At 32.3% G+C, this 12,489-nt stretch carries 13 protein-coding genes; 2 read left to right on the forward strand and 11 right to left on the reverse strand.

Translation table 11 applies throughout. The features are described 5' to 3' along the window. Nucleotides 1-157: 157 nt before the first annotated feature. Nucleotides 158-970, forward strand: a complete 813-nt coding sequence (locus tag NSR03_RS09610) for a LysM peptidoglycan-binding domain-containing protein (protein ID WP_021339391.1) — start codon at nucleotides 158-160, stop codon at nucleotides 968-970. Between the two features lie 320 nt (nucleotides 971-1,290). Here NSR03_RS09610 and NSR03_RS09615 read toward each other — a convergent pair whose 3' ends face one another. The 5 genes from NSR03_RS09615 to NSR03_RS09635 form a co-directional block, all read right to left on the reverse strand. Then, nucleotides 1,291-2,298: an inorganic phosphate transporter gene (locus NSR03_RS09615; RefSeq protein ID WP_002508369.1), complete on the reverse strand. Its 1,008-nt coding sequence runs from the start codon at nucleotides 2,296-2,298 to the stop codon at nucleotides 1,291-1,293. A gap of 13 nt (nucleotides 2,299-2,311) precedes the next feature. Further along, nucleotides 2,312-2,929, reverse strand: coding sequence for a DUF47 domain-containing protein (locus NSR03_RS09620; RefSeq protein ID WP_002508370.1), 618 nt, complete (start codon nucleotides 2,927-2,929; stop codon nucleotides 2,312-2,314). A 564-nt stretch (nucleotides 2,930-3,493) separates the two neighbouring features. After that, entirely contained in the window at nucleotides 3,494-4,522 is a 1,029-nt protein-coding gene (locus NSR03_RS09625; protein WP_340719218.1) for a sensor histidine kinase, read from the reverse strand. Continuing rightward, nucleotides 4,515-5,189 carry a response regulator transcription factor gene (locus NSR03_RS09630; RefSeq protein ID WP_002508372.1) on the reverse strand — a complete coding sequence of 225 codons (675 nt, stop codon included), beginning with the start codon at nucleotides 5,187-5,189 and terminating at the stop codon, nucleotides 4,515-4,517. Before NSR03_RS09630 ends, NSR03_RS09625 begins: the two co-directional genes overlap by 8 nt. A 16-nt stretch (nucleotides 5,190-5,205) precedes the next feature. Continuing rightward, entirely contained in the window at nucleotides 5,206-6,123 is a 918-nt protein-coding gene (locus NSR03_RS09635) for a 3-beta hydroxysteroid dehydrogenase (RefSeq protein ID WP_069820620.1), read from the reverse strand. 121 nt (nucleotides 6,124-6,244) lie between these two features. Between NSR03_RS09635 and NSR03_RS09640 the strand changes: the two genes are divergently transcribed. After that, a complete protein-coding gene (locus tag NSR03_RS09640) occupies nucleotides 6,245-6,751 on the forward strand; it encodes a GNAT family N-acetyltransferase (RefSeq protein ID WP_002508374.1) in 507 nt (168 codons plus the stop codon). Between the two features lie 230 nt (nucleotides 6,752-6,981). Here the strand turns inward: NSR03_RS09640 and NSR03_RS09645 are convergent, their stop codons facing one another. The 6 genes from NSR03_RS09645 to dhaK all read right to left on the reverse strand — a co-directional run bounded on the left by NSR03_RS09645 (nucleotide 6,982) and on the right by dhaK (nucleotide 12,440). Further along, on the reverse strand, nucleotides 6,982-8,013 hold the full coding sequence (locus NSR03_RS09645) for an alpha/beta hydrolase (RefSeq protein WP_021339389.1): 1,032 nt from the start codon (nucleotides 8,011-8,013) through the stop codon (nucleotides 6,982-6,984). 273 nt (nucleotides 8,014-8,286) lie between these two features. Then, nucleotides 8,287-9,354 carry a YkvI family membrane protein gene (locus NSR03_RS09650; protein WP_069820619.1) on the reverse strand — a complete coding sequence of 356 codons (1,068 nt, stop codon included), beginning with the start codon at nucleotides 9,352-9,354 and terminating at the stop codon, nucleotides 8,287-8,289. Nucleotides 9,355-9,820: 466 nt separating this feature from the next. Beyond that, nucleotides 9,821-10,321, reverse strand: a complete 501-nt coding sequence (locus NSR03_RS09655; RefSeq protein ID WP_002508377.1) for a hypothetical protein — start codon at nucleotides 10,319-10,321, stop codon at nucleotides 9,821-9,823. 172 nt (nucleotides 10,322-10,493) lie between these two features. Further along, nucleotides 10,494-10,856, reverse strand: a complete 363-nt coding sequence (gene dhaM / locus NSR03_RS09660) for a dihydroxyacetone kinase phosphoryl donor subunit DhaM (protein ID WP_069820618.1) — start codon at nucleotides 10,854-10,856, stop codon at nucleotides 10,494-10,496. A 2-nt stretch (nucleotides 10,857-10,858) separates the two neighbouring features. Further along, entirely contained in the window at nucleotides 10,859-11,434 is a 576-nt protein-coding gene (gene dhaL, locus NSR03_RS09665) for a dihydroxyacetone kinase subunit DhaL (protein ID WP_021339386.1), read from the reverse strand. Nucleotides 11,435-11,474: 40 nt separating this feature from the next. Next, a complete protein-coding gene (gene dhaK / locus NSR03_RS09670) occupies nucleotides 11,475-12,440 on the reverse strand; it encodes a dihydroxyacetone kinase subunit DhaK (protein ID WP_021339385.1) in 966 nt (321 codons plus the stop codon). Nucleotides 12,441-12,489: the final 49 nt, after the last annotated feature.

Raw genomic sequence — 12,489 nt, forward strand, 5'->3', positions numbered from 1 at the left:
GTACTCAAATGTTAATAATATTACATCTTTATAACAACACCCACAAAACACCTGATTTTTGATAGTATGGAACGTGAATTGAGATTAAAGAAACTATCACATATATTTAATACATATCTGCTTTTGGGATATATAGGAATTGAAGGAGGAGTTCTTTTTGAAAAAGTTAGCATTTGCAGTAACCGCTGCTTCAGGCGCTGCAGCGGTTATTTCCAATCATGAAGCCGATGCATCAACACAACACACAGTAAAATCTGGTGAGTCACTTTGGACAATTTCACAACAATACGGTGTATCAGTAGATGAAATCAAACAAAGTAATGATATCAATAACAATATCGTATTTCCGGGACAAGTTATTGAAATTGGTGGAAGTGGTTCACAAGAGCAAGGCTCAAGTTCAAACTCTTCTTCACAATCATCTGGTGGTTCAACGCATACTGTAGAATCTGGTGAGTCACTAAACATCATTGCCAATAATTATGGTGTTTCAGTAGATGAACTTATATCAGCAAACAATTTGAGTGGATACATAATCTATCCTAATCAAACGTTAACAATTCCAGGTGCAACTGGTGGTTCTGGCGGTTCTGGTGGTACAACAACACCAAATCCAAATACAGGTAGTTCATCAGCAAGTGATGCTAATCTATACGATTGGGGTCAATGTACGTGGCACGTATTCAATCGTAGAGCTGAGACTGGCAAACCAATCAGCACATATTGGTGGAACGCTGATCATTGGGCAAACAATGCAGCAGCAGATGGTTATACTGTAAATAATACACCAAGCGTTGGTTCAATTATGCAAAATTACGAAGGCCCTATTGGTCACGTGGCTTATGTAGAACAAGTTAATCCAGATGGTAGTATTTTAATTTCAGAAATGAATTATAATACAGCACCAGGGACAGTGGATTATCGTACAATCCCAGCTTCACAAGCTTCAAGCTATAATTATATTCATTAATCTATGAATATAATATTGAATAAAAAGCAGTTAGACTTCTCTTTAGAACTCTAACTGCTTTTTAATTTGAAAAATTTTAAAGAAAATTACATATAATATCATTCATAAGCTCACTCAGTCGTCTTATGAGCGTACAAATATCTTTACTACCTCTTGTTAATATAACTTATAAAATGCTCATAACAACGCCACTGATGTCAATAAATAAGGAACACCAAATTATAAAAAGTAATAATTTGGTGTTCCTATTTTTGAGAATAGACAATCACGTCCAAACTCTTTTATTATTTCAAACGCTAATCATGCTATACCATGCCTACTTACAGGAAGATATTCACAACGAAATATACAAGGGCAGCAACAATTGCAGAAATCGGCATTGTAATAACCCATGTAACAATCATACGTTGTGCAGTATTCCATTTCACACCTTTAATACGATTAGATGAACCTACACCTAGAATAGATGAAGAAACAACATGTGTCGTTGATAACGGAAAATGTAATGAAGATGCTACAAAGATTGTTAAAGCAGATGATAAATCTGCCGCAGCACCATTAGCCGGACGAATTTTCATTATATTGCCACCAACTGTTTTAATGATTTTCCAACCACCAACAGCTGTCCCTAACCCCATAGCAGTAGCACAGGCAATTTTAACCCACAATTGTGGTTCAACAGTACCACTTGGTTGTAAGTTAGCTACGATTAAAGCTAATGTAATAATACCCATTGATTTTTGAGCATCGTTGGTACCATGTGAAAATGATTGTAACGACGCTGTGAAAATTTGGAAGAATCTAAAGTTTCTATTTGTTTTTGTTAAGTTTGCATTTTTAAATACGACTTTAACAATTGAATACATAATGAAACCTACACAAAAAGCAATTACTGGTGATATAAGTAAAACAGCAATGATTTTTGTAAAACCTTCATAGTGTAATACGGCAAATGACCCCTGAGATGCGATAGCTGCACCTGCAATGGAACCAATTAACGCATGCGAAGATGAACTCGGTATACCATAAAACCAAGTAAGCAAGTTCCAAAAAATCGCTGCAATGATAGCCGACAGCACCACAACAAGCCCATTTTCTAATTTAAATGGGTCTACAATATCTTTAGTTATTGTACCTGCAACTCCAGTAAAAGCTAATGCACCAATAAAGTTCATAACTGATGCTAATATAATAGCAGTTCTAGGCGTTAATGCACGAGTTGAAACAGCAGTAGCGACAGCATTGGCTGTATCATGAAAACCATTGATAAAGTCAAAGATAAGTGAAAAAATAACAATAGCTACTGTGATGATTAAAATATATTCCATTAGTTAGGACTCCTTAGCTATTTTTCATAATTATAGTTTCAAAGTTATTCGCTACAGCTTGACATTTATCTGCAATTTCTTCCATGCTTTCATAAATTTCTTTTATTTTAATAAGCGTTATTGGATCTGTTTCACTGTTAAAAATGTGTTTGATTGATTGACGTAAAATGCCATCACAATTTGTTTCAAATTCTTTAATATTAATAGAATGAATACGCATATGAGATAATTTTTTATCAACGAGTAAACCAACAGCTAATTTCATTTCTGCAATAGCTTTTTGGATATTATCAACAAATTCAGCCATATATTCATCTGTATATTCAATTGAATACATTTCAAACATCGCTGACGTTTCTTCTATTGCATCTAAAACATCATCAATTGCATTACATAATGAAAGGATATCCTCACGTTCAATTGGTGTGATGAAGGTCTGGTTTAAATCGGAAATCACTTGATGCATTAATTCATCACCGTGTGATTCATATTTTTTAATATTGTCTGAATAAGCTTTCAGATCTAAGTGCGTATTAAAATCCATTTTCCCAAACTCAATTGCAGCTCGATCTAAGTTAAAGACCATTTCTTCAAGTTGCACCATGAACTTATCTTTTTTCTTGTTAAACATCCAAAAAATCCTCCATTTACAGCGACTGTTTCCAATCAGCTTCAATAAATTTAAAAAATCAAAACTCTTTTAAGACAAATTAAAATTGGCAAGATTTACAATTCACTCATCATTTCATTACTTAATGTGCCCTTACCTTCATGAAAATGAGTCTTTGCTTCTATACCGGTTAAAAAATCTCGCAAATGTTGATTTGTCCTTATATGAAAATAGCACAAAATTTACAATTCCACAATTAAATTTACAATCTCTTAACATTTAGAACTTGTAAGAATAAAATATTCTTTTAAAATATAATCTTGTAAAATATATTATAGTCCCCATTTCAAATTGGCGAATTCCATAATTAACGTTTTATATTCATAATAAAAAAGCATTGAAAGTTAAAAAACTTCAATGCTTCAGAACAAGGACAATTACGATTAATTGTATTCTTTTCTTTGAAAATGGAAGTGATTGGGCTCAAGTCCATCTTAGTTAATAAAGCACTAGTCGAAGACTCCCAGATGAGACTGTGCTGACGGAAAGTGTACACAAATTACTTCCAAAAGCCGTAAGACTTTATCAATGCTTTTCAGATAGTCTTGCAATAAGTTCATTTTGATTAGGAAACATAAATGTAGCCTTTGTTCCTATTTGTTCTTCGGAAGTGATATCTACTCGTATTCCTAATTTGTCTTTAACGTTACCTACTAAATATAAACCAATGCCCGATGAAGTAGTCTCATTACGGTAAGCAGTGGAAGTAAATCCTTTATCGTAAATTCTCGACAAATCTTTCTTACTAATTCCTCTACCTTCATCTATAATTTCAAGTGTTATATGTTTATTAACTATATGGGCTTTAATGTGAATTGTACTATCCTCACTATATTTGATGGCATTAGATAAAATTTGTCTTATCATCATCCGACACCATTTTGTATCTGTATAGACATCGTAGTCCGCTTCAAAATCAAGATCGTAATCAATGCCTTTAGATTGACTAATATACCTTGTGATTTGTATTTCTTCTATAATAAGACGTTTTAATGCTACATGTTCAAAGTATAAATCATTATTTTGAAACTCTAATCTCGTTAAAAATAATTGTCTGTCTAACATTCCATTAATTCTCGACCACTCATAAAGCAAGGCGTATTTTCTCTCTACATCTCGCTCTTTTTCAATAAGTAGCTTCATTGCTGTTACTGGTGTCTTAATGTCATGCACAAAATCAGTTAATGACGCTTCAGTTGTTTGAATTTGTTGTTTTTGAGTTGTAACTAACCTTTTCTGACTAGTAATTTGATTATATAAATAATTTACCATCTCTTGTTGAAAGGGAGTATCAGCAAGAGATTTATGTTTTAGTTCTTCAGGCTCGATGTTATTGTACAAGTGTTTGAAAAATTTTACTTCCTTTATATATGTATATAACAAAAAAATCACTGAGATTCCTAAATTCAAAATAATAATATAAAAAATACTACTTACACTGATATCGTAATCTAAATATGCGATAAATAGAAAAATGAAATGTAATAATATGAGCCAAAGTATCCAATTTAATCGAGAACGAAGGAAAATTAATAACCATTTAATGTTAGCCATGCGCCATATACCCTTTGCCTATTTTAGTTTCAATCGCATCATTCATATCAATATCAGCTAATTTTTTTCTTAAACGATTCACGTTTACAGTTAACGTGTTATCACTTACAAATGCTTCATCATCCCACAATGCTGTAATCAAAGTATCTCTAGTAACGATTTGATTTTGCTTTTTCACTAGCATTTCTAAAATAACCATTTCAGTCTTAGATAAATAGATTTGAGCATCACCTTTACTAATGCTGTCTTTAGATAAATCTAAAGTCGTTTCTTGCCAAGACAATACACGCTTCTCCTCAATACTGAATTGATAAACACGTCTATATATAGCTTGTAGTTTGGCAATAAGTACACTCGTATTAAATGGTTTTTGGACATAGTCATCTGCGCCTAATTCCATACTCATAACTTGATCCATTGGATTGTCGCGTGAAGATAAGAAAAGAATAGGTGTATTGGAGACCTCTCTAATTTTTCGAGTCCAATAAAAACCATCATACTTAGGCAATTTAACATCCATAATTACAATTGCAGCATTCACTGCTTCAAACTTTGACATAACATCATTAAAATCACTGATGCCATGCACTTGAAAGTCCCATTGCTCTAATTCTTCGCTCAGTTCTTTAAATAATGTCATATCATCTTCTACTAATAAAATGTCCACATGATCACCTTTTCAATTATTTAGTATATTTTATTTCTTCTCCTGACTGTATACGACCATTGAAATGCTTAATACGACAATCTATTTCAAATCCTCTCATCATCAAATCTTGAAATGGCGATTGGAACAAGTAATACGCCGGCCAAATGAGTTTAGGAATATAATCATATAAATGAACAATTACAGTTTGTGTACCTTCCAGTTTTCGAAATTCTAACTTTCCTTGTTTCGTTAAATTCGGTTTCACTATCGATCCACCTACTAAATTCAATGTAATCATATCACTTTCTGTTATCGTTTTATGAAGTACAAGTATTGGATTGCGTTTATCTTTTATATAAACAACAAAATTATCGCCCTCATTATAAGTATGTAGCATCGTTCCTTTAGTTTTATTTAACCAATCAAAATAATACTCCACCATCTGATTTAAGGTCCAGTTCATTGGCAGTTGTACATTAAGTGCACGGCGTACATCATCATACTTTGAAACTTGTAACTCCACTGCAACATGAGGTCGAGAAACTTTTACTTCTGTTTTTTCGACTGGCGTTCCATACGCTGACAATCGCTCTATCGACTCATTATCAAAGCGACTACCACTAATATAAATGATTTTTTTAATTCCTTTTTTAGCCGACGCACGCCCAAAATTATCAGCAGCAATTAAATTCATATCTCTAGCTGTTGCTTTTGTCAGCTTTGCTGAATGCTTGGTTGGATCTAAATAATAGATGGCCATATCCATACCTTCCATTGACTCAAGGACATCATTATAATTATAAATATCTTTTTTTAACCATGTTACTTCTTGAAACTCATCTTCTTTAGGATATTTCGACATCGTAAAAAGCGTTGCGTCATCTTTAATGGATTGTATTAAGTTTTTTCCTATATAGCCTGTTACACCTGCTAATAAAATATTAGGTTTCATAGTTATACTTCCTTTATATTAATTTGGCCCAATTCAAATATCTCCTAGTAAAATCATGCTAATGATGTTAAGTTATACTATAACTGAGTATCAGCAAAATAGAAATAAGGAGTGGACACTTATGGTTCATCAAATTCGTGAAATTGGTATCAATGATATAGATCCATTTGTAAAATTATTAACTACTATCTATGATGAATCTGAATATTTAATATATAATCCTGGTGAGTATGCTCCATCTAACAGTGATGCTGTTTCAAACTTGGAACATTATATAACATCACCGTCCAATGCAATATATGTTGCCGAAAATAATGGTGAACTTGTTGGGTTTTCAATCGTAACAACTGAAAAATTTGAACGTACACGTCATGAAGCCAATTTTTCCATGGGTGTTATTAGACACTATCGAGAAAAAGGACTTGGTCAATCACTTATTAATTCTATTGAAGCGTGGTGTTTAAACCATAACATTCGCCGAATCGAAGTTTCTGTAGTCCCTGAAAATGAAACAGCAGTAGCTTTATTTAAAGCTGCTGGATATCAGATTGACGGCGAACTTCGAGATAAACTTTATATCGATGGACGTTATTTCAATAAATATATAATGTCTAAGTTATTACTTTAGTCTACCTCAATGTTTATATATTAAACGTTTCACTATTATAGTTTAATTATAAATTAATAAATTGGAATAGAACAGAAATCTAATTTTTCTAATAACATTTCGTTATATGAATTAAGTCTGACAAAGAAGACTAGAACTAAAAACAGCTTATAGTATCCATTACAGGAGATCTATAAGCTGTTTTTTGAATTTATTTATATAACTTTATTACTTCGAGCTAACTTAACACATTAGTAAGGATTCAATTGAACCCCATCAGGATTTTTTGATTCAGGTTTTAATTCCCTCTCTACACCAGAAGCACTTGTGTTTCTACTTAAGAAACTCAACGTATCTTTCATATTTTGCTGTGACTCTGGTAATTGCATATGAAATTGGTATTGATGTCTTAAATTATGTGATCCATCATAAAACAGTTTATCCACTGGAACATCTTTTTCTTTTAGTTTTTTATAAAAATCAATATTTTGACTATAAAATGGATCTGCATCCCCTACTGATAAAAATGTTGGTGGATAATCTTTTGTCACTTGGTTTATCGTAGACATTTCACTGATATATTTAAATTGTTGTTCCCAATCTCTCTTACCAGTGTAACTCTCCATAAAGAGCTGTATTCTTGGAAATTCTGTTTCTTTCACGGTTTTCATATCATAAAAGCCACCAAAAAAGATTGCTGCTTTGATTTGATCTGGTTCAAATTGTTGATTAAACTCCATATCTTCTCGTAATGATTCATTTGTTTGGATAGCTGTAAATTGACTGGATAATTGGGCACCTGCTGAATCACCACCGAAAACAACTTGATCAAAATCTATAGGTAACTCATGTTTGTTCTGTTTGATAAACTGAACTGCGCGATCAATTTGTTTTAACTGTGTCGGGTATTTATAGTCAGGTGCAAGTGCATAATTAATATTCACTACAATATAACCCTGTTCAGCAAATTTTGATAATAACGGGTTTTTATATTGTTTATCTCCTGCAATAAATCCTCCACCATGTAACCAAAAAATGACAGGCAATTTATTATCTTGATCTAATTCAGTAGGTGTTAAAATATCTAAGCGGCTATTGGGTATCCCACTACTATAAGTTATATTAGTAAATGCATTTACATTTTCATTATTAATTTGTACTTTTTCTTTAAATTCTTGGGCATTTTGTCGGTCATATTGTTGCTTTAGTAATATTGCAATCACAATTGCAACGATAACAAAAACAACAATAGCGATAATTGTCCATTTATGTTTTTTCTTCATGCTCGACCTTCCCTTTCGCATGCATTGTATCATAATTAATTAGTACGTAGTAGTATTTATTTGAACGATTATATTAGACAAAACTGCTATTTTCTTTATTTTAAAACCAAATTAATAAACTACCATTAATAATTATAAAATTTTCTCTATATAAGTTAATATCATATTTTAAAACAAAAAATGGCTACTAGATATCCAATAGGATTCTAACAGCCATTTATTAAATCTAGGATTTATATCCTGATTTTATTTATATACTTTATTTCATCACAATTACGCTATGTGATCTTTATTTTGATTTTTTCTTGAATAGTATTTAATAAGTACTGCAATAACTACAACTAAGCCAATTACACCCATGATTGGATATAAGAAGTTAATTAAATCTGCGAAACCTACGAAACTTAATGCATAAGCTACGAGCACCATTGCAACTATAAACACATGATAATTTTTACTATATGGCTCTGTAAATCTTGCAGCAAACGAATACGTTAAACCAAGAATTGTATTGTACATAACTGCTAACATAATAATCGATAATACCAAACCAATCCATGGATTAATTTCATTTGCTAACGTTAGTGTTGGAATCGAAGCCTCTTTAATTGTTGGATACTCTGATTGTAATGCAAAGTTGATAAGCGCTAGTAATATTGTGTATACAACACCACCAAATAACGCACCTGCACCAGATATTTTTCGTTTAGAAGCATCGCCACCGATTGCAACAATTGTACTAAAACCAACCGCGAATGCTAATCCACCATAAATAATACCGTAAAGAATACCTTTCCAAATACTCGCCTCTGGAACTGTTTTGTTCACTTCTGCAAAGGAAATATTTCCATTAAATAAGTAAAACATTGCAATGATAACAACTAAAATAATTAAGAATGGCGTTACCATACCTAATGCACGTACAATTTTGTTAAAGTCCATTAATAATGTAATATAAATAGCAATCACCATAATTAATGCACCTAACCACGTTGGTATGCCAAAACTTTCTTCAAACGTTGATCCTGCACCTGCAATCATTGTGACTGAGATACCAAATAAGAAGAAGATAAGTAAATAATCAATAATCTTACTAAATACACCACCGAATAAATAATCTAAAGTGGATTCATGATTTTGTGCATCGAATGCAGTACCAATCTTAGCAACTTGTCGACCTGCAAACCCTAATATCAATCCTGATATAATAACTCCTAGATACGACCAAAGCCCATAAGGAGTAAAGAATTGCATTACTTCTTGTCCCGTTGAAAAGCCAGCACCTACTACGATACCAACATAAGCGAAACCAATTTTTATAGCTTCTTTATTCAAGCCCATGTGATTTATAACCTCCTCTTAAGTTAACACATTGAATTATTATAACGCACTGTCATTATTTTGCAACACGACAAATTTTAAATTAACACTATTAATTATTTTTTACACTAATCATCTAGTGAATTTACATACATTTAAAAATTCACTTTAATTTTTAAATATAAATTAAAACTCTGTATTAGCGGGTTTAAAACAGATTAAAGCTTTTGTTTTTGAATTTTTATACATTTACCATACACTTATTATCACCATTTTAAAACTCTAAATTTTTTTGATTTTTTATTGCTTTCAAGTTAACTACATGTCATAGCATTTAAATCGTCGCTGTATTTCTATAATCTCAGTGAAAATTTATTATGTATATTATAATTAATAAATTTTTATAGAAAAACAAAATTAAAAACCGAAAAACTCAATTAAAAACTGAGCTTTTCGGTTAAATATGTTTTATTGCTAAGCATGTTAATTAATGTGCATTTTTATAGCGATTTAATTCATTGAAGTCTACAACGACATTATCCATACGTTTAGCCGTTTCTTTAAGCACATTACGCGCAACACTATTAGACGGATCTAATTTAAGTATTTGTCGAGACACATCAAATGCTTTCTTATCAGAAATGACTGGTTCGGGAACTGCATGTAACAATAACATTTGTAATAAACTTTTCACTTCTTTACTGTCCGTAAGTTTTATGGATGATTCTGCATGATAATAAGCTGAATCCAATGCACCTTGTAATTCACTTAATGGATAAACTAATAATAGAAAAGCCAAATCATGCATTTCTGCAGTTTCTTCTACTTTCATCATATCTAAAATACATGTATAAAACATGACGCTTTCTACTTCATGTGCACTTGAAATGTAAGCCTCTTCAAATTCCATAAAATCTGTCTGGGACATTAAACGTTTTACTGACTCGAATTCGCCGTTTAAGACATGCTTTTGTATTAAATCTTTCATGGCAATGTCCTCCTAGGTATCCAGATTTCTATAACAGTTAGGTTCTATTCTACCACATACCATTTATATATTCATATAAAAATGAATCTTTTTGCCATATTAATTGAAGACCTTATAATATTATAATTACCTAACCTATATCAATAATCTATCGGTATGAACAAGTGAATTTTTATCCGAAATTGCGTTTCAATTCTTCGACAATTTCTTCGATAGAACCGCCTACTGATAATTTAACAGCAGCTGTAAAACTACCTTCAACAATTGGTGCATCGACTTTTACTACTTGATACTTACCTTCATACATTTCAATAGTTAAATCTAAGTTCATTTCTGCGGAGCCAATATCATAGAAACAAAGTGCATCATCGTCTAAATCATTAATCATTTCTTGAATATGATCGTAAGATGTTCCAATTTTACCTTCAACGCCACCTTGTATTAATATTGAAACATCTCCTGCCATTTGTTCCAATAATGCTTTTGTACCGTTTGCAATATCTTCGCTATGACTCACAATTACAATTTTCGTCATAATTATTCATCTCCAATCAATGCGTTTAATATATAAACACTACTCTGTGCACCTGGGTCAATGTGACCTTTCGATTCTTCTTTAAAATACGATGCTCTTCCTTTTGTAGCAACGATATCTTTTGTTTCGTCTGCGTATGTTTGTAGTACATCTGCATTTAAAGTTTCGCCTTGTTGTACCGCTTCATTTGCACGTTCTATAACGTCATACATCGTTTTTTCATTTAATTCAACTTTACCTCTTTGCTTAATCGCTTCAGAAAAAGAATTCAATACTTCTTTTAAGTTTGTGGCGTCTAACTCATCACCAACAACTTGAGACATTTTCACAAAACTAAAACCATACAATGGACCTGAAGCGCCACCAATATTAGACATCAAAGTCATACCTGTAGACTTCAATAAATTTTGCATGGAACTATCATCTATTTTCTCTGGTAATGCTTTAAATCCTCTAACCATGTTCACACCATGGTCGCCATCGCCTATTGCTCGATCTAATTCTGTTAATAATGTTTCTTTTTCTTCAAACACTTCTACTAAATTAATTAATCTTTCCTTTAATTCACTTACATTCATTTGCGTTCAACTCCTTATCGTATCTATGACTAATCAACTATTAATTAAAGTAAGGACTTGCTGTAGACTGAGTTAATGCTGTTAACACTTCTTCAGTATATGGGACTAATGTTAAGGATAAGCCCTGCATATCTAATGCAGTCATATAATCTCCCACAAACCAATGTACAACATCAATGTGCTTCTCTTGGAAATTTTCTGCTACATATTTTGCTGCTATATTAAGTTCCGATAATGGTGTAGCACCCATACCATTCACCATAACGATAAGTTTTTCTGAGCTTACTTCTTCCATTAAAGCTTTAATTAATCGTTCGACAATTTGATCTACAGTTTCTACTTTTTCTCTAGATAATCCTTTTTCTCCATGGATACCTACACCGATTTCCATTTCATCACTTTCAATATCAAATCCATATTGCCCAGTTGTCGGTACCATTGGCGCAGTTAAAGCCATTCCCAACGTCTTAACACTTGGTAAAAATTGGTCTACTTTTTCTTTAATGTTAGTTAATGACTCACCCTGGTCTGCTAAATAACCTGCATATTTATGTGCTAATACTGTACCAGCAACGCCTCTTCTTTTTTCATCATCGCTTACTGCAATATCGTCCTTAACAATGACTGTTGCCACTTGTATGTCTTCCATCTCTGCCATTTCTTGTGCCATTTCAAAATTCATAACATCACCAGCATAGTTCTTCACTATAAGTAAAACACCGTCTCCATTATCAACTGTTTTAATTGCACTTAGAATTTTATCAGGTGTAGGTGATGTGAATACTTCACCACAAACAGCGGCGTCGAGCATACCTTCTGCTACATAGCCAGCATGTGCAGGTTCGTGACCACTTCCACCACCAGAAACTAGAGCAACGCCTTGCTTTTTCTTATCTTTTCTTACAACAACAGTATCTGCAATGACTCCAATTTCATTATTCGTTAACGAAAGTCCGTCCAACATATCTGTTAAAAATTGTGTTTTATCTTTAATTAGTTTTTTCATAGAGATGACCTCCTAATTTGAATGTTCATTTATAGTATACCCTACACAT

Source organism: Staphylococcus sp. FSL W8-1207, assembly GCF_038003745.1.
In the GTDB taxonomy this organism is placed as follows: Bacteria; Bacillota; Bacilli; order Staphylococcales; family Staphylococcaceae; genus Staphylococcus; species Staphylococcus equorum.